This is a genomic window from uncultured Flavobacterium sp., from assembly GCF_963925185.1.
GTDB lineage: Bacteria > Bacteroidota > Bacteroidia > Flavobacteriales > Flavobacteriaceae > Flavobacterium.
Genome location: NZ_CAWURC010000001.1, coordinates 162,674 through 181,381 on the forward strand (window position 1 = coordinate 162,674; position 18,708 = coordinate 181,381).

At 35.6% G+C, this 18,708-nt stretch carries 13 protein-coding genes; 6 read left to right on the top strand and 7 right to left on the bottom strand.

Features of this window, described 5'->3' with window-relative positions:
* The first annotated feature begins 12 nt into the window (after positions 1-12).
* Both AABM59_RS00755 and glmS read left to right on the top strand, forming a co-directional pair.
* Positions 13-1,650: a DUF4270 domain-containing protein gene (locus tag AABM59_RS00755; RefSeq protein WP_338407068.1), complete on the top strand. Its 1,638-nt coding sequence runs from the start codon at positions 13-15 to the stop codon at positions 1,648-1,650.
* An 8-nt stretch (positions 1,651-1,658) separates the two neighbouring features.
* Positions 1,659-3,506 (top strand): glutamine--fructose-6-phosphate transaminase (isomerizing), encoded by a 1,848-nt coding sequence (gene glmS, locus AABM59_RS00760; RefSeq protein WP_338407069.1) that lies wholly within the window; start codon positions 1,659-1,661, stop codon positions 3,504-3,506.
* A 623-nt stretch (positions 3,507-4,129) separates the two neighbouring features.
* Here the strand turns inward: glmS and AABM59_RS00765 are convergent.
* From AABM59_RS00765 to AABM59_RS00780, 4 genes are all read right to left on the bottom strand, one after another.
* Positions 4,130-7,600: an efflux RND transporter permease subunit gene (locus AABM59_RS00765; RefSeq protein WP_338407070.1), complete on the bottom strand. Its 3,471-nt coding sequence runs from the start codon at positions 7,598-7,600 to the stop codon at positions 4,130-4,132.
* A 95-nt stretch (positions 7,601-7,695) separates the two neighbouring features.
* Positions 7,696-8,835, bottom strand: coding sequence for an efflux RND transporter periplasmic adaptor subunit (locus tag AABM59_RS00770; protein WP_338407071.1), 1,140 nt, complete (start codon positions 8,833-8,835; stop codon positions 7,696-7,698).
* A gap of 8 nt (positions 8,836-8,843) precedes the next feature.
* Positions 8,844-10,217, bottom strand: a complete 1,374-nt coding sequence (locus tag AABM59_RS00775; RefSeq protein WP_338407072.1) for a TolC family protein — start codon at positions 10,215-10,217, stop codon at positions 8,844-8,846.
* Positions 10,217-10,813 carry a TetR/AcrR family transcriptional regulator gene (locus AABM59_RS00780; protein WP_338407073.1) on the bottom strand — a complete coding sequence of 199 codons (597 nt, stop codon included), beginning with the start codon at positions 10,811-10,813 and terminating at the stop codon, positions 10,217-10,219. Before AABM59_RS00780 ends, AABM59_RS00775 begins: the two co-directional genes overlap by 1 nt.
* 154 nt (positions 10,814-10,967) lie before the next feature.
* Between AABM59_RS00780 and AABM59_RS00785 the strand changes: the two genes are divergently transcribed.
* A complete protein-coding gene (locus tag AABM59_RS00785) occupies positions 10,968-11,942 on the top strand; it encodes a polyprenyl synthetase family protein (RefSeq protein WP_338407084.1) in 975 nt (324 codons plus the stop codon).
* An 8-nt stretch (positions 11,943-11,950) separates the two neighbouring features.
* Positions 11,951-12,313 (top strand): hypothetical protein, encoded by a 363-nt coding sequence (locus AABM59_RS00790; RefSeq protein WP_338407074.1) that lies wholly within the window; start codon positions 11,951-11,953, stop codon positions 12,311-12,313.
* Here the strand turns inward: AABM59_RS00790 and AABM59_RS00795 are convergent, their stop codons facing one another.
* Both AABM59_RS00795 and AABM59_RS00800 read right to left on the bottom strand, forming a co-directional pair.
* Positions 12,314-13,645: an alkaline phosphatase D family protein gene (locus AABM59_RS00795; RefSeq protein WP_338407075.1), complete on the bottom strand. Its 1,332-nt coding sequence runs from the start codon at positions 13,643-13,645 to the stop codon at positions 12,314-12,316. It abuts the gene before it with no gap.
* Positions 13,646-13,665: 20 nt separating this feature from the next.
* On the bottom strand, positions 13,666-14,214 hold the full coding sequence (locus tag AABM59_RS00800) for a hypothetical protein (RefSeq protein WP_338407076.1): 549 nt from the start codon (positions 14,212-14,214) through the stop codon (positions 13,666-13,668).
* Positions 14,215-14,331: 117 nt separating this feature from the next.
* On the opposite strand from AABM59_RS00800, the gene AABM59_RS00805 reads away from it, so the two are divergent.
* A complete protein-coding gene (locus tag AABM59_RS00805; protein WP_338407077.1) occupies positions 14,332-17,106 on the top strand; it encodes a 2-oxoglutarate dehydrogenase E1 component in 2,775 nt (924 codons plus the stop codon).
* 82 nt (positions 17,107-17,188) lie between these two features.
* Positions 17,189-18,415 carry a 2-oxoglutarate dehydrogenase complex dihydrolipoyllysine-residue succinyltransferase gene (gene odhB / locus AABM59_RS00810; protein WP_338407078.1) on the top strand — a complete coding sequence of 409 codons (1,227 nt, stop codon included), beginning with the start codon at positions 17,189-17,191 and terminating at the stop codon, positions 18,413-18,415.
* A 32-nt stretch (positions 18,416-18,447) separates the two neighbouring features.
* Here odhB and AABM59_RS00815 read toward each other — a convergent pair whose 3' ends face one another.
* Positions 18,448-18,603: a hypothetical protein gene (locus tag AABM59_RS00815; protein ID WP_338407079.1), complete on the bottom strand. Its 156-nt coding sequence runs from the start codon at positions 18,601-18,603 to the stop codon at positions 18,448-18,450.
* Positions 18,604-18,708 lie beyond the last annotated feature (105 nt).

An 18,708-nucleotide genomic window follows, 5' to 3' on the forward strand; every position in this document is an offset into this window, starting at 1 on the left:
CCCACTTTAAATATGCGCTATAATTCTTTTTTTAAGCAAATTCTATTTTTTGTAAGTATCGTTTTCTTCGTTTCATGTGATAAAGAATATAATGTAATTGGAGCCGATCTAATAGGAGACAATAACTTTACTTTAAAAAGTTACAGTTCAAGCGTGGTGGCTTATAACCAAAAAATCACCCCAATTGAATCTGAAAATTTACCAATAAACGCTTTGGGAATTTACAATAATCCCGCCTTTGGTAAAACAACTGCAAATTTCGCAACACAGCTAGTTTTGAGTGCTGTAAACCCTGTAATAGGAAGTAATCCGGTAATTGATAACGTGATTTTAAATGTGCCGTATTTTACCGATGCGTCCAAAATAGTAAATAATACTGATGGCAGCCATGTTTACACACTGGACTCTATCTATGGTGAACCTGAGGCGAAAATTAAATTAAGTGTTTATGAGTCAGGATATTTTATGAGAAACTTAGATCCAATTGGAGGGTTTCAAACTACACAAAAGTATTTCACGGATCAAAACACGGACTTTAACAACCTCAAAATTGGAAATCGTTTGAATGACACCACAGATGTAGCTCAGAATGATGCGTTTTTCTTTGACCCTGCTGAACATACCGTCTCCATTACGGACGTTACAACAAAAGTGGTTACAACTACAAGAACAGTTCCGTCAATGCGGTTGAATCTAAACACCAGTTTTTTTAAATCAAAAATAATGGACGCTTCTACCTCTGGTAAATTGCTTACAAATGATATTTTCAAGGAATATTTTCGAGGATTATATTTCAAAGTAGAACAATTTGGCGGTGATGCCGGGAGTATGGCTATGATGAATTTTTCGAAAGGAACAATTACGGTTAATTATAAAGAGGACCTTGTTACAAATGGAGTAACTACGAAGGTTACCAAAACGATAGTGCTTAATATGACAGGAAACACGGTAAGTTTATTGAACCAAACCGATACAACTCCTGCTTACTCAAGCGCCATGAGTGCGGCAAACACTACAATTGGCGATGAAAAATTATACTTAAAAGGAGGCGAAGGTTCAATGGCGGTTTTAGAACTTTTTGATAAAACTGATTTAATTGGGTATGATAAAAAAGGAAATCTAACAGGACCCAACAACGTTTCAGATGAGTTAGACAATATTAGAAAAAGCGGATGGTTAATTAATGAAGCCAATCTTGTGTTTAATGTTGATACGGGTACAATGGCAAACAGCTATGAACCACAGAGAATATATTTGTTTGATTTAACCAATAACCGTCCTGTGATGGATTATTTTACAGACGGCTCAACAAGCGCTAATGCCAAACAAGAAAAATCAGTATTTGGCGGAAACATAAATACAGATGCAACGTCAAAACGTGGGACAACATATAAAATCAGGATTACAGATCAGATCAGAGGGCTTGTAAAAAACGTAGATTCAACAAATGTCAAGTTAGGGATTGTAGTTACTGAAGATATTGCGAATTTATATTCTAATAAGTTAAGAACTGCGAATACTATTTCACAAGCACCAAGGGCAAGTGTTATGAGTCCATTAGGAACTATACTTTATGGAAGTGCGACTACAGTACCTGAGGACAAAAGACTAAAGCTTGAAATATATTATACAAAACCAAAAACTAATTAACCAAAATTATGTGCGGAATAGTTGGATACATCGGTTATAGAGAAGCTTATCCTATTGTTATTAAAGGATTAAAAAGGCTAGAATATAGAGGATACGATAGTGCAGGAGTTATGTTATATGACGGAACTGACATAAAACTTTCAAAGACAAAAGGAAAAGTTGTAGATCTTGAAGAGAGGTCTTTAAAAGAGATTACAATCAATGGCATCATTGGAATAGGACACACACGTTGGGCAACACACGGCGTTCCAAACGACGTGAACTCACATCCTCATTTATCTAATTCTGGGGATTTGGTAATAATTCATAACGGAATTATTGAAAATTATGCTCCGCTCAAAGAAGAATTGATAAAAAGAGGGTATGTTTTTCATTCAGATACAGATACCGAAGTACTTGTAAATCTCATAGAAGAAGTACAAAAAAAAGAAAAAATAAAACTAGGTAAAGCTATTCAAATAGCACTAAACCAAGTTGTTGGGGCTTATGCAATTGCCGTTTTTGACAAAAAAAACCCAGATGAAATCGTTGTTGCCCGTTTGGGAAGCCCATTAGCGATAGGAATTGGCGAAGGTGAATATTTCATTGCATCGGATGCTTCTCCATTTATTGAATACACTTCGAATGCAGTATATTTAGAAGACGGTGAAATGGCAAATATAAGGCTCCACAAGCCAATAAAAGTGAGAAAAATTAAAGATGACTCTTTAGTCGCTCCTTATATCCAAGAACTTCAAATTAACTTGGAGCAAATTGAAAAAGGGGGTTACGATCATTTTATGTTGAAAGAAATATACGAACAACCAAGCGTTATAAAAGATACGTATCGCGGAAGATTACATGCAAATGAAGGGATAATACAAATGTCGGGTGTAGAGGATAATTTAGAAAAATTCCTGAATGCAGATCGGATTATTATTGTCGCTTGTGGAACTTCATGGCACGCAGGCTTAGTAGCAGAATATGTTTTTGAAGAATTTGCTAGAATATCTGTAGAAGTCGAATATGCTTCTGAATTTAGATACAGAAATCCAATAATAAATAGCCGAGACGTGGTAATTGCCATTTCGCAATCTGGAGAAACAGCTGATACAATGGCCGCCATAAAATTGGCCAAAGAACAAGGTGCATTTGTTTTCGGAGTTTGTAATGTTGTTGGCTCCTCTATTTCAAGAGAAACTCATGCCGGTGCTTATACACACGCAGGGCCAGAAATTGGGGTTGCTTCGACAAAAGCATTTACCACACAAATTACGGTTTTAACAATGATAGCCTTGCGTTTGGCAAAAGCCAAAGGAACTTTATCTAATTCGGATTTCCACATGTACTTGCAGGAATTGGCAATAATTCCCGAAAAAGTAAAAGAAGCTTTGGAAACCAATGAGAAAGCAAAAGAAATAGCCGCTACATTTAAGGACGCTCCTAATTGTTTGTATTTAGGGAGGGGATACAATTTTCCCGTAGCCCTTGAAGGGGCTTTAAAGCTTAAAGAGATTTCTTATATTCACGCAGAGGGCTATCCTGCTGCCGAAATGAAACATGGCCCAATTGCTTTGATAGACGACCAAATGCCGGTGGTTGTTATTGCGCCAAAGCAAGGTCATTATGATAAAATAGTTAGTAATATACAGGAAATAAAATCAAGAAGCGGGAGGATTATAGCTGTGGTGACAAAAGGCGATACCCAAGTCCGTGAATTAGCCGATTATGTTATTGAAGTTCCTGAAACGTCGGATGCATTATCGCCATTAATTACAACCATTCCCTTACAGCTTTTGTCTTATCATATTGCGGTAATGAGAGGTTGCAATGTAGATCAACCACGAAACTTAGCTAAGTCTGTTACGGTGGAGTAGTCGGCAGATATCTGGGTTGATTTCCTTGATTTTAAAGGGGTTTCGAAGGATTTTATGACAGCGGGAGTGCTGTTTATTCTACCCGAATTTGTGACATAATTGCCGAGGGGAACCTTCAACCTTGTATTCAGTTCATGCGTCTGATCGGAGTGGTTATATGAAGCCACTGTTCGGTCTAAAATTGTTCTGAGAACTTTTTTTACCCTCAACAGTCCATTCAGAATGAGATCTAAAATATGAACCCAATAAGGTTAGGTTACTATACCAAGTGTTTGTCTTCCCATTCTTTTTCTAAGGGAGTTAGTATTCAATTTCTAACGAGACTTTGCTGAAATCATCATTCAATGAGTTTTTTAAAGACTTGTATACTGCTGGTTTATTATAATCATTTAGCAGATTTTGTTTTCCCACTTCCACTAAACCATTTGTAATGGTCTCTTTACTGTCTATGCTGCTCCCCAAAAACCAGACAAAACTTTCACATAATTTTCACTTGACTAAATTAATAATTTTCAATTAATCAAGTGGTCCTAATTTCTAGAGGTATTATACTCTTTCCATTCCTACAAAAAAACCACCCAAAATCAAATTTCGGGGGGTTTCTCTATAAAAGTTTAAAAAAATTATATTTCGGTAGTACGAGCTAATCTTCGATCGCGCAACCAATATTTCGTTCTTTTGACCAAGTAAAACATTACCGGAACCATTACTAAGGTCAATACCGTGGCATACGTCAATCCGAAGATAATTGTCCAAGCCAGTGGACCCCAGAAAACCACGTTGTCTCCGCCCATAAAAAAGTGTGGGTTAAAGTCGGTTATTAGTCCAAAGAAGTCAAAGTTCAGTCCAATCGCCAGTGGAATCAACCCCAAAACTGCCGTTAATGCCGTCAATAAAACGGGACGCAAACGCGATTTCCCGGAGTCGATGATGACTTCTTTTATTTCATTTAGCGTTAAATCGTCGTGAGATTCTACTCCTTTGTCATACATTTTTTTATCCATCAGCAAAACGAAGAAATCCATTAATACGATTCCGTTTTTCACGACGATACCGGCGAGCGAGATGATTCCCATCATGGTCATTAGGATTACAAAATCCATATTGGCAATCACATAACCATAGAAAACACCGCTGAAACTCAGTATTACCGTGAATAAAATAACCATAGTTTTCGACACTGAATTAAATTGCAACACGATGATTAAGGTTATTCCCGACAAAGCCAAGAATAGTGCATACATCAAGAAACTTTGATTTTTGTCCTGTTCTTCCTGTACTCCAGAGAAGGAATAGCTTACGCCTTTTGGCAACTCGTAATTTTTTAATTCTGTTTGGATTTGTTGTGTAATTTCATTACCATTAAAACCAGTCAACACATTAGAATAAATCGTCATTATTCGCTTGTAATTCTTTCTTTTTATCTGATTATAAGTCGTGGTTTTTTCGGTGTTAGAAATCGCAGAAACTGGAACTTGCATGATTTGTCCGTTATTTTGGTTTCTAAAAGTCAACGATTGATTGAAAAGAATATTTTCATTTTTACGTTGGTCTTCCTGCATACGCATCACGATATTATAATCGTCGTCCCCTTCTTTGTAAGTCGAAATTTCCTGACCATAAACCGAACGGCGTAGTGTAAAACCCAATTGTCCTGTAGAAACACCCATGCTTCCGGCATTTACCCTATCGACTTTTACCTCGAGTTCAGGACTTTCTTTGTTGATATCGACGCTCAATTTTTCGACACCGGGAATGTTTTTCGAATTGACAAAAGCAATCATTTTATCGGCTTCTTTTAGCATCAAATCATAATCATCTCCGGCTAATTGAATGCTGATTGGATAACCCGACGGCGGTCCGTTGGCATCTTTTTCGACAGTTATAATTGCTCCGGCAATTCCTACTACTTTGGAACGAATTTCTTCCAAAATGTCGGAAGTATTGATTCCTTGACGAAACTTAAATTCCGAGAAACTTACTGTTACCTTCCCTTTATAAGGCGTTTCCGAAGCGGAACCTGCATCTACTTGCGGGTTTCCCGCCCCTTTTCCCACTTGGGAAACGACAGATTCTGCCAAGAAGTTTTTGTCAGTTTTTGGATCTACATATTTTTGCAATATTCCAATGACTTGATTTTCTACAAACAGGGTTGCTTTATTGGTTTTTTCAATCGTAGTTCCTTGAGGATATTCGATGTAAGCGATTACTTGATTGGGAATGTTATCAGGAAAAAACAACACTTTTCTTGGAAAAGCGCCCAACAAAACAAAGGAAAAAATCAACAACCCAATAATTCCTCCTAAGGCAAACCAAGATTTGTTTTTGGTAAGTATTTTAGCTAAAAAAACCTTGTATTTATCTTCTAATCTTGGAAAAAAACTATGCTGGAAATCCTGAGTCCATTGGTAAATTTTTAAAAAATACAACCACATTAAACCTAATGAAATTAAAAGTAGATGTCCAATTCCTCTAATTAATTTGCTGTCATACGTATATTTAGATCCCAGAAAGGTAAATAATATTCCAAAAGACAAAAACAAAATAGTGTAGAATTTTAAATTCTTTTTAGAAACATTTTTATCTTCAATATCCATCGAGCCACCCGTCATTGCGGCATTGATAACCATCGCGACGAATAAAGATGCACTAAGCGTTACGGTCAAAGTCATTGGGAAATATTTCATAAATTTCCCCATCGTTCCCGGCCATAAGGCAAAAGGCAAGAACGCCATCAATGTTGTAGCGGTAGAGGAAATGACCGGCCAAGCGATTTCGCCAATACCAATTTTGGACGCCTCAATTCGAGAATAGCCCTTTTTCATATTGGCAAAAACATTGTCGACGACCACAATTCCGTCATCGACCAGCATTCCTAATCCCATTACTAATCCAAAGAGGACCATCGTGTTCAACGTTAAACCTAAAGCCGATAATATGGCGAATGCTATCATCATCGACAACGGAATTGCCGCACCCACAAACAAGGAATTCCTTAGTCCCATCGTAAACATTAACACAATCATGACCAAGATTATCCCGAAAATAATGTGGTTCGACAATTCATCGACTTGGTGTTCTACACGAGAAGATTGGTCATTAGTTAGTTCGATTTTCAAGTTTTTTGGCAAATAGTTTTCTTTTGCCTTTTCGACTCTTTCTTTGACCTGATCAATCGCCGAAATCATATTTTGCCCAGAACGTTTTTTCACGTTGAGCATCACGACTTCAGTACCTTTTTCGCGAGCATAAGTGGTTTTTTCTTTTTCTTTAAAGCTTACTTTGGCAATGTCTTTAAGGTAAACTGTTCCGCCGTAGGATTTCACAATAATATTTTCCAACTCTTTGGGTTCTTTGATTTCGCCAACGATTCGAATGTTATTTCTGGAACCTTGTGAAACTAAATTTCCGCCCGAAAGCGTCATATTTTCATATTTTACCGCATTTTGGATTTCGTCGAAAGTCACTTGTGCAGCGGTCATTTTGAAAATATCCACGGCAATTTCTACTTCTTTATCATCGACACCCAGAATGTCTACTTTCTTTACTTCAGATATTTCTTCAAGATCATCTTGCAATAATTCGCCGTATTTCTTGAGTTGTTGTGTCGTGTAATTACCTTGTAAATTAATATTTAGAATAGGTACTTCTTCTGAAATATTCAATTCAAAAACATTGGGCTCTACTTTACTTCCGTTGTCAAGATTGGGCCAATCTGTGTTGGCTTTAGCATTATCAACCTTGTCTTTAATTTTTACTTTTGCCTCTTCAATGGTAACATCGTCGTCAAACTCGGCGATAATCATTCCATAATCTTGGAACGAACTCGAAGTGACTTTGGTTACACCGCTGATGTTTTTGATTTCTTTTTCCAATGGTTTAACAACCAATTTTTCCACATCTTCGGCTGAATTCCCAGGGAAAACAGACGAAATATATACTTTGTTCTCTATGACTTCCGGAAAATCCTCGCGAGGCATAGTAATATAGGCAGTTACTCCTAGAATTACTATAATAAATGTCAAGATGTAAACCGTAACGCGATTGTCGACAGCCCAATTTGAAATACCGAATTCTTTGTTTTTATGACCCATTTTTTTTGTTTAAAGTTGTTTAAAGTTGTTTAAAAGTTCTAAACGAGACGGTTTTAATTAAACCATCTTAAACTTTTAAACCATCTTAAACTTTTTTAGAAATTTAATTTCATTCCGTCAGAAATAGCGTTTACTCCTTCGGTTACAATGACATCATTAGATGATAAACCGCTATGTATTTCAGTAACATTATCAGAGGATTTCCCCAATTTCAATATTACTTTTTTAGCAGTTCCTGTCTTTCCGTTTGTGTTAATTACTGTGAAAACAAATTTGTTTCTATCGCCATCTTCCTGAATTACATTCGTGGGAACCACAATCACGTTTTTACTTACGTAATCAATAATTTTAAGTTTCGCCACTTGGTTGGGACGCAACAAATTTTCTGGATTTGGCACGCCAACTTCAATGCCAAAACTTCTGTTATTTGGATTGATAAAATTCCCTATTTGCCGTACTTTTCCTTTATAGGTTTTCCCTAATGAAGTAAAGAAAACGTCTACTTGAGTACCTATTTTTAGTTTACCAATGTAAGTTTCGGGAACCGAAGTAGAAACATACATGTTCGACAAATTCACGATTCGCATTAATCCTTGTTGGCTTGGTGCAACAACCTGTCCTTGCTCTACAAAAACCTCGTCGATGGTCCCGGAAAAAGGTGCTTTTATTACGGTTTTTGCTAGCTGTGCCTTTATTTGTGCAACACCTCTTTGAGCAGAAATCATTTGGGTTTGTGCTTGTAAATATTGAATTTCGGAGCCAATTTTCTGATTCCAAAGATTTTTTTGACGTTCGAAAGTGGTTTTTGCCAATGCATATTGGTTTTCTAAACTCGCCACTTGCTGGCTTAATCCCGCATCATCAACTCGTCCAAGTATTTGTCCTTTTGAAACTCTTTGTCCCGCTTTCACGTTCAATGCAACTAACGTTCCTTGAAATTCTGGTTGAACCAATATATTTTCTTTTGTGTTTACACTCCCTTGAATTTCAAGATAATGACTGAATACAGTGTCTTTTACAGTAATAACCGAAACCAAAGCCTCTTCTTTTCTCACGTCTAATGTTGCTAAAGCTTCTTCGATTTTGGTCAAATCTGCTTGAATTAATGCTTTTTTGGCTTGTAATGCACTCAAATTTTTAGCTTCGATTAAGGTGTCGATGTTTTGAGTTTCTTCTTTCTTTCCGCAGGAAAATAAAATTGCCGATAATAATGTAAGGAATAGTATTTTTTTCATTTTTATATTTATTGTTGGATTGTTAATTTTTCTAAAGCTGCTTTTTTGTTGATAATATCAGCCATGGATTGCAAATAATTTTGTTGTGCAGTATATAATTGTCGTTGTGCTTCGCTAAACTCAAAACTCGTCGAAAGGCCTTCTTTAAACTTGATTTGCTGTTTTTTCTCGATTCGTTCAGCCAAATTTAAATTGGTTTTTGAAGTTGCATATTGTTCGATGCTAAACTCAAAATCACTTTTCGATTTTTCGTATAACAAGTTGAGTTTTTGCTCTATTTCGGTTTGTTGAGTTTGTGCCTGCTCATAAGATATTTGTGCCTGCTGTGTTTTTGCTTGTCTTCCAAAACTACTAAATATCGGAACATTTAAACTTACTCCAAGATTGGAAAAATTATTCCACTTTTGACGCTGTGAAAACAACTTAAAATCGTTTTCAAATGAATTATAGCCAAAATTTACCGCAGCCCCAAGGGATGGTAACACCTTGCTTTTTTCAAGTTTTAGCAACAACCTTTTTTGATTTGTTATGCTCGAAGCGATTTGATAATCAATCGAATTGTCAATTTTAAAGTCGGTGTTTGTGAAAGTAAAACTTAAATTTGTTTTAGATAATTCATCTAAATTATCAGTTAATTTTAAGTCTTCATTTATTTCGATTCCTAAATTTAATTTAAGCATTTTTATAGAAATGTTTTTCAATCTTTTTACGTTGTTCAAACTGCTTTTTACCGAAGCCAAGGTTATAGCTATTTGCTCAACACTTTCTTCTTCAGCTAATCCGTTTTTATAAATTTGGTCGATGTCGTTGTAATTTTTCTCTAAAATGGCTTTGTTGCTTTCCAATATTTTTATGCTTTCTTCGGCCAAAAGCACATTTCCATAGGAGTTGATCACCATTTCACGAACTTCACTGTTGGTTTTTTTCTTGGCGTTTTCAAAGAATTGTAAATAGGCTTTCGATGCTTGTAAGGCAACTACATACGAACCATCAAAAATTAACTGGCTTAAAGTTACTTTTGAAATCATAGTGTGTTTTGTTCCAAAAACGATTGTTGAAATTTGGCCTGGCTTTCCCCCAAAAGGACCTCCGCCAGTAACGCCTTGTTTAGTAAATTCGAAATTATTTAAATAATCTAATCCTGCATTAATTTGCGGCAAACCTAGGGCCGTTGTTTCTCGTTTTTTTTCTTTGGATGCATCAATATCTCGATTTGCATTTATTACGGAATAATTATTTAACAATGCGTAAGCGATTGCCTGTTCTAAAGTTAAAGCGAGGGCTTGTTTTTTTGTTTTATTTGCCTGTTCGCTGTCACTTGAACCTTGTGCTCTTGCCGTGAAGGTAAATACTAAAAAAGGAATTAAAAATAGTTTCTTCATTATTGATTATAGTTTTGTAATTGTTTCTCGAGTTCGATTATTCCTTCTGATGTTGCCATTGCCCTAGTGTGATATTCTAATATTTTTAATTCTAATTCTTGACCTTCTTTTTCAGAAACTATTCCTTCTTTTATGCCGAAAATTAAAGTGTAATAAAATTTAACATAATTTTCGATTTCAATTTCTTTTCGATACAAACCTTGTTCAATTCCCTTAGCAATATTTTGTTTAAACACAGTGTTACATTCCTCAATTTCTCTCGACATTACTTTTCCGTGTATTTCAGGATAATGTCTTTTTAATTGATAAATAGGAGAAGTGTCCGATGATTGAAACATTTCTTTAAACATTTTTCTGATTTCAAAATTTTCTTCGATAGCATTGTATTTTTTTGTAATTATGGTGCTAATTACCTGATGTATTTTTTCATGAATAATGACAGTTCCCTCTTCAATCAAGATTTCTTTATTGCAAAAATATTTATAAATAGTTTTTTTTGAAATACACATTTCACCTGCAATATCGTCCATGGTCACGCTCTTGAAACCTAGTTTCAGAAACAACTCGGTTGCTTTTGATATAATTTTCTCTTTCATTTTGTCTTAATTTTCGAGTGCAAATGTAAATCGGAAACTTTAAACACCAAAATAGTTTCCAAAGTATTTACAATTATTTAACATTTAGAAAAATTTAAGGTTTCAGGTTTCCAATTTTTTGGCTTCCTTTGTAGTATTAAACGATACGACTCATATGCTTTCAATCAATCAATATCAAGAGCAATTTTTAATTTATTTAGAAAATCAAAAAATCAACAAAGAGCCTAAAAATTTGTATCAGCCCATTGATTACATTTTGCAGCTTGGAGGAAAAAGAATGCGCCCGGTTTTGACATTAATGAGTGCAGAAATTTTTGATGCCGATTATAAAAAAGCTTTACCAGCAGCTATGGCTGTTGAGGTTTTTCATAATTTTTCGTTAGTTCACGACGACATCATGGATGATGCGCCTTTGCGAAGAGGAAATAGCACGGTTCACGAAAAGTGGAATATTAACACCGGAATTCTCTCTGGCGATGCAATGCTAATTTTGGCGTATCAATATTTCGAAAAATACAAACCAAAAACATTCTTAAAGTTGGCCAAATTGTTCAGCAAAACAGCACTCGAAGTTTGCGAAGGACAGCAATACGATGTCGATTTTGAAACCCGCGATGATGTCACGATTCCTGAATATTTGAAAATGATTGAATATAAGACGGCCGTTCTCGTAGCTGCAGCAATGAAAATGGGCGCTATTGTTGCTGAAACTTCTAAGGAAAATTCGAAATTAATTTACGGTTTTGGACTCAATTTAGGTTTAGCTTTTCAGTTGCAAGATGATTATTTAGACGCTTTTGGAAACCCAGAAACCTTTGGAAAACAAGTAGGAGGAGATATTATTGAAAACAAAAAAACGTATTTATACCTAAAAGCTATCGAGTTTTCATCGGCAGAAGAAAGAAAACAATTGTTGCAATTATTTTCCATTCAACCGGATGATAATACAAATAAAATTAGTGCTGCAAAGCAAATTTTTAATGCAACCGGAGCAACAATTGCAACACAAAAAGCCATACAGGATTATACCTTAAAAGCATTTGAAATCCTACAAAAAATCAGTATTGATAATGAAAAAAAGGGAATGCTTCAATCGTTTGGAGAAAATTTAATGGGACGAAAAGTTTAATTTTTTTTATGGATTCAAAAGCATTTATAGCACCTATAAACAGTGATTCACTTCTTTCCGAAGCTTCAAAAGATAATTTGTACTTGAATCTAATCGAGCAAATCAATAAGGATTTTAATTTGGCTAATGAGGGAGTTGACTTTCCAATGAGTATTCCTCCAGACGAATTAAAGGTTCAGCTGCATGAAAAAATCTACCGCCTCATTCAATACAAATTTGCCAAATACCTCAATCTTCTTTACATCATTGATGTTTCTGAAGACCAAATAAAAAAACTCGACGGTTCAGATTTAATGCTTCTAGCCGAAAACGTTGCCTTTTTGATTTTGAAACGAGAATGGCAAAAAGTGTGGTTCAGGAATAAGTATTAACTACTCTAACTCTTTTTTCAAGATTACCTTTTTCCATAATTCTTTTCCGTTTTTGTCGAACAAAGACAATTTTATTTGTCTATTTTCTTTGTTTCCGGAAAACGCAATTATTCCAAAATTATTTTGAAGAAAGGTACTGCCCTCAACTTTATATTTGTTGTTTTCCTTTAGCACACTATCCGAAACTACTCCGGCAGTAAATGGCGAAACCGTCCAATCATAAATAGGATAACTGTTTTCCCGTGGCAACATAGACATTTCGGCAAAATGGCGATCCCCAGTTAAGAACAAAACACCTTTTATTCTATTGTCTGAAATCTCTTGGAGAAGTTTTTCCTTTTCTTCGGGATAATGGCCGTAGTTTTCTGTGTCTGGCACTGAATTTAATACTTGCCCGCCTATCACAATTATCTTGAAACTGGCAATTGAACCGCTCAAAGCATCGATTAGCCATTCGAATTGTGTGGTGCCCAACATTGTTTTATTTCCAGTAATTCTATCTTGTGGAGATCTAAAAAAACGATCGTCAATCAGAAAAAACTGGGCATCACCCCAATTAAAGGTCGAGAAAACACCTTCGTTTTGTTCTGAACCAATTCCGTAGCTTTTATTTGCCCAGAAATCCTTAAAAGCTTTTTGAGTTATGTGTTTGTTATAAAAGCTACGATCACTGTCATTTGGCCCAAAATCATGATCATCCCAAATAGCAAAATTTTGAGTTTTTGCTAGCAATGGTTGAATTTCTTTAATGGATCTGGAGTGTGTATTTCGATGATAAATTCCTGTTTTGCTATCCCAATCAGCTTCTCGTAAATAGGCATTGTCACCGCCCCAAATCATAATATCAGGATGTTTTGAGTTTATGGATTCAAAAATAGAATAGCCACTCCCATAAGGTTTTCCCGGCCTGTCTAAAGCCGTTTCGTTGATGTACATGCAACTGCCAAAAGCAACTGTAAAATCAGGAGCATCTTCGCGCCATTGCCATAATTTTTTTGATGAAAATGAAGTTTCATAAGGCAAAACTACCTTTTTGTCATTGATGTAAACGGCGTATTTGTATTTTTTTCCCGGCTGTAATTTGTCCAAAACAAGATGGCAGGTAAAACCCACGTCCTTGCCAGAAGTATGATTGTCTGAATAAAATATTTCAGTTGGTTTATCAACTGCAAAATAGGCAATCTTCACCGTGGCTTTTTCATTGGTTTGCAGCCAAATAATAGCCTCCGTCATTTCGCAATAACCCACCATTGGGCCTGATTGTAATATGTTGTTTTGAGAAAACCCATTGGAAAAACAGATAAAAATTACTAAAAGTGAAATCTTTTTCATAACTAAATTACATCTAAAAATTAAAAATAAATTCTGACAAACGGCATAAATGCATCACCATAAACGCTCTTATTGGCTTTATACAAAACGTCATAACGCAATCCAATAGTAATACCTCCTGTTCTATAACCTGCGCCAAAATACAATGCGGTATTCCAATATTCAGTTGACAAATTGCCGCCTTCAAGTTGATAATTTGTCGACACATTAGTTTCTTCAATTTCAGCCGAAAGTTGAATTTTTGGAATAGGATTTATCAATCCAATTAAACTTCCTCCATACAGGGTTGAGGTAAAATTGTTTTTTGAAGAAACAAACCCAAATCGCAATGCAGTACCAACCGAGACCGTTTGATTAATATTATAAATCGTACTGGGAGAAATGGAAATATCGGTATAACCAGAACCAAAACCCAAGCCAATTTCACCACCAAATTGGACGTTTTTCCAAAAATTGCTTTGTGTTTTTGATGCAAATGTTTGTCCTTGTGCAAATAATGCGTTAGAAAAAAATAAAATTGTTACAAGCAAAATGAATTTCGAAACAATTAAAAAACGACACTTTTTCATAAGTATTTAGGTTTTTAACAATATCAGGTATAAAAGTATTTAAAAAGAATTAGATAATTGTTGGATTATTGTACTTTTGCCAAACTATTTTAACAAACGATCAGATTTGATAATATTATGGATAGGTTTTCTTTTTTAAATGCGGCACACACCGACTTTTTCGAACAATTATACGATCAATATATAGAAAATCCAGATAGCGTAGAGCCAAGCTGGAGAGGTTTTTTTCAAGGTTTCGACTTTGGGACGACTACTTATAACGAAGAAAACCCGAAAAACAGAATCGGGAATTTCACTTCCGAAATAATGGAAAGCACCTCTGTTTCTGAGAAACTTCAGAAAGAATTTAACGTCATCAATTTAATAAACGCCTATAGAAATCGCGGACATTTGTTTACCAAAACGAATCCTGTTCATAAACGAAGAACCTATACGCCAAATTTGGATCTTGGAAATTTTGAACTTTCAAATGCAGATTTAACAACTGTATTTGACGCAGCAAGAATCCTTAAGATACCGTCTTGTACCCTTCAAGAAATCCTTACTCATTTAAATAAAATTTACTGTCAATCCATAGGCGTTGAATATATGTACATTCGCAAGCCAGAGGACATTCAATGGATTCAGAATAAAATTGGACAAAATGACAACCAGCCAAATTTTTCTCAAGTCGAAAAAAAGGCAATCCTTAATAAATTAAATCAGGCTGTTTCATTCGAAAATTTCTTACATACAAAATACGTTGGACAAAAAAGATTTTCACTCGAAGGAGGAGAATCTATTATTCCGGCACTTGATGTGCTAATTGAAAAAGCTGCTGAAAAAGGAGTGGAACAATTCGTGATGGGAATGGCGCATCGTGGTCGTTTGAATGTTTTGGCAAATATTTTTGGCAAATCTACTCAAGATATTTTCGGAGAATTTGATGGAAAAGATTATAATCAAGATGATTTTGACGGAGATGTAAAATACCATTTAGGACTTACTGCCGAAAAAACCACACAAACCGGAAAAAAAATAAACATCAATCTCGCTCCAAATCCATCGCATCTTGAAACCGTTGGCGCAGTGATTGAAGGAATTACAAGAGCAAAACAAGACCGGCATTTTCCGAACGATTTTTCAAAAGTATTGCCTATTGCTGTTCACGGCGATGCTGCAATTGCTGGCCAGGGAATTCTTTATGAAATCATACAAATGTCGCAACTCGATGGTTATAAAACCGGAGGGACAATTCATATTGTAATCAATAATCAAGTTGGTTTTACAACTAATTATCTTGACGCACGTTCTTCTACTTATTGTACAGACGTCGCCAAAGTAACACTTTCTCCAGTATTGCACGTCAATGCAGATGATGCTGAAGCGGTTGTTCATTCCATCTTATTTGCTTTAGATTTCAGAATGGAATTTGGTCGAGACGTATTTATTGATCTTTTGGGATATAGAAAATATGGTCATAACGAAGGGGATGAACCTCGTTTTACACAGCCTTTATTATATAAAGTTATTGCCAAGCATAAAAACCCAAGAGATATTTATGCGGAAAAATTATTGGAAGAAGGCGTTATTGATGCCAATTATGTTAAAGGATTGGAGATAGAATATAAAGCCAAACTTGAAGTTAACCTCGAAGAATCCAGAAAAAAAGAAGTTACAATAATCACTCCATTTATGCAAAATGAATGGAAAGGCTTGTCAAAAGCCGATATGGCACAAATGCTCAAAAAAGTAGACACTTCTTATTATAAGGAAGGACTAACAGCGGTTGCCAATGCAGTGTGTAATTTACCAGAAGACAAAAAATTCATCAATAAAACACGAAAATTAATAAACGACAGAAAAACAATGTTTTTCGAAACAAACAAGTTAGACTGGGCTATGGGGGAACATTTAGCCTATGGTTCACTTTTAAAAGAAGGGTTTGATGTTCGTATTTCTGGACAAGATGTCGAACGCGGCACTTTTTCACATCGTCACGCAGTTGTAAAAGTTGAAGATTCAGAGGAAGAAGTAATCTTAGTGAATAACTTGGAAGGAAAAAAAGGAAATTTTTATATTTACAATTCCCTTTTATCAGAATATGGAGTTTTAGGATTTGATTACGGATATGCCTTGGCAAGTCCAAATACATTAACGATTTGGGAAGCACAGTTTGGAGATTTTAGTAATGGAGCCCAGATTGTAATTGACCAATATATTTCTTGTGGCGAAGATAAATGGAACAATCAAAACGGAATAGTTCTTTTATTACCTCACGGATACGAAGGGCAAGGAGCAGAACATTCATCAGGAAGAATAGAGCGTTATTTGCAACTTTGCGCCAGACAGAATATGTACATTGCGAATTGTACAACCCCAGCTAACTTCTTCCATTTACTAAGAAGACAGATGAAAACAACCTTCCGCAAACCGCTTATTGTGTTCACGCCAAAGAGTTTGTTGCGCGATCCTAGAGTAGTTTCTCCAATTGAAGATTTCGAAAACGGAAATTTTAAAGAGACATTTGACGACGAAACAGTAAACAAAGAAGAAGTTACTTCCTTGGTTTTCTGTACGGGAAAATTCTATTACGACATCACCTCCGAAAGAGAAACTAATGGCCGAAAAGACGTTGCAATTATTAGAATTGAACAATTATTTCCGTTGCCAGTAGAGCAATTAAAAGCAATTATTGCAAAATATCCAAAAGCAGATGATTATGTTTGGGCACAAGAAGAGCCTAAAAACATGGGTGCTTATGGATATATGTTGATGAATTTTAATTTAGTAAAATTTAGATTAGCATCTTTAAGAGTGTTTGCTGCATCGGCATCAGGGAGTAGCACCCGTTCAAAACGGCGTCACGCAGAAGCTTTGAAATTTGTTTTTGACAAGAATATATCAAGATAATAAATTTTTTAGGGTTAATGTTAGCCAAATTAAAACCACAACCAATTTAAAAATTAAAATTCATAATTTAAAATAATAGAAGATGATTTTAGAAATGAAAGTTCCATCACCGGGAGAATCAATCAAAGAAGTTGAAATTGCAACCTGGTTAGTAAAAGACGGCGATTATGTCGAAAAAGACCAGGCGATTGCCGAGATAGATTCCGATAAAGCAACACTCGAACTGCCTGCGGAAGCTAGCGGAATCATTACATTAAAAGCCGAAGAAGGGGATGCAGTCGCCGTTGGAGCGGTAGTTTGCTTAATTGATACTGGAGGTGTAAAACCATCAAGTTCGGTAGTAGTTGCAGAAGAAAACCCAGAAGCAAAACCCGCCGAAGTTAAGAAAGAAGAAGTGAAAGTTGTCGCTCCGGTTGCTCAAACATCTTATGCTTCAGGAACTCCATCTCCAGCAGCAAGAAAAATATTGGACGAAAAAAACATCAAACCTTCTGACATTATCGGAACTGGAAAAGAAGGAAGAATCACTAAAGAAGACGCCATAAATGCAACTCCATCAATGGGAACTCCTACTGGAGGAAGCCGTGGTTCAGAGCGCACAAAATTATCAATGTTGCGTCGTAAAGTCGCCGAAAGATTAGTCGCTGCCAAAAACGAAACAGCCATGTTGACTACATTCAATGAAGTAAACATGACGCCAATAAATATGCTTCGTAATAAATACAAAGAGGCATTCAAAGCAAAACATGGCGGACTTGGTTTGGGATACATGTCCTTTTTTACAAAAGCAGTAACAAGAGCATTAAAAATGTATCCAGATGTGAACTCAATGATGGATGGAGATCATAAAATTGCTTTCGATTTCTGTGATATTTCAATTGCGGTTTCTGGTCCAAAAGGATTAATGGTTCCTGTAGTTCGTAATGCAGAAAATTTAACTTTCCGAGGCGTTGAAGCTGATGTAAAAAGATTAGCCATCAAAGCACGTGAAGGTCAAATAACCGTTGACGACATGACAGGCGGAACTTTTACAATCACAAACGGAGGTGTTTTTGGAAGTATGTTGAGTACGCCAATTATCAACCCACCCCAATCAGGAATTCTTGGAATGCACAATATTATTGAGCGTCCAATTGCCGTAAATGGGAAAGTCGAAATTCACCCAATGATGTATGTGGCTCTTTCGTATGACCACAGAATTATTGACGGTCGTGAGTCTGTTGGTTTCCTTGTAGCGGTAAAAGAAGCTTTGGAAAACCCATTGGAATTACTTTGTGATAACAATCCTAAAAAAGCATTTGAATTGTAAAAAAAACCGTTTGAGAAATCAAACGGTTTTTTTTACATCAAATACACGCACTGATCGTAATAATCAATAATTCCTTTGCCTTTCACGCCGTTGATGCTCGCCTTGATGAGCAAATGTTGCGTTTTAGAAACTTTGAATTTTATTTTTTTGTAGTTTTCTTTTTTGAGAATGTCGGGAAGGGTTTTCATGTTTTTTAAAATCAATTGCTAGTATATTGCAACAAAGTACGACAAGTTGTTTTATACTATTGCTATTTTGAATCTCTTTTTAATAATTGTAATTTTACGTCTTGA

Bases quoted from the DNA above. Each gene is read 5' to 3' on its own strand.
- AABM59_RS00755 (WP_338407068.1), top strand. From the start codon at position 13: ATGCGCTATAATTCTTTTTTTAAGCAAATTCTATTTTTTGTAAGTATC.
- glmS (WP_338407069.1), top strand. From the start codon at position 1,659: ATGTGCGGAATAGTTGGATACATCGGTTATAGAGAAGCTTATCCTATT.
- AABM59_RS00765 (WP_338407070.1), bottom strand. From the start codon at position 7,600: ATGGGTCATAAAAACAAAGAATTCGGTATTTCAAATTGGGCTGTCGAC.
- AABM59_RS00770 (WP_338407071.1), bottom strand. From the start codon at position 8,835: ATGAAAAAAATACTATTCCTTACATTATTATCGGCAATTTTATTTTCC.
- AABM59_RS00775 (WP_338407072.1), bottom strand. From the start codon at position 10,217: ATGAAGAAACTATTTTTAATTCCTTTTTTAGTATTTACCTTCACGGCA.
- AABM59_RS00780 (WP_338407073.1), bottom strand. From the start codon at position 10,813: ATGAAAGAGAAAATTATATCAAAAGCAACCGAGTTGTTTCTGAAACTA.
- AABM59_RS00785 (WP_338407084.1), top strand. From the start codon at position 10,968: ATGCTTTCAATCAATCAATATCAAGAGCAATTTTTAATTTATTTAGAA.
- AABM59_RS00790 (WP_338407074.1), top strand. From the start codon at position 11,951: ATGGATTCAAAAGCATTTATAGCACCTATAAACAGTGATTCACTTCTT.
- AABM59_RS00795 (WP_338407075.1), bottom strand. From the start codon at position 13,645: ATGAAAAAGATTTCACTTTTAGTAATTTTTATCTGTTTTTCCAATGGG.
- AABM59_RS00800 (WP_338407076.1), bottom strand. From the start codon at position 14,214: ATGAAAAAGTGTCGTTTTTTAATTGTTTCGAAATTCATTTTGCTTGTA.
- AABM59_RS00805 (WP_338407077.1), top strand. From the start codon at position 14,332: ATGGATAGGTTTTCTTTTTTAAATGCGGCACACACCGACTTTTTCGAA.
- odhB (WP_338407078.1), top strand. From the start codon at position 17,189: ATGATTTTAGAAATGAAAGTTCCATCACCGGGAGAATCAATCAAAGAA.
- AABM59_RS00815 (WP_338407079.1), bottom strand. From the start codon at position 18,603: ATGAAAACCCTTCCCGACATTCTCAAAAAAGAAAACTACAAAAAAATA.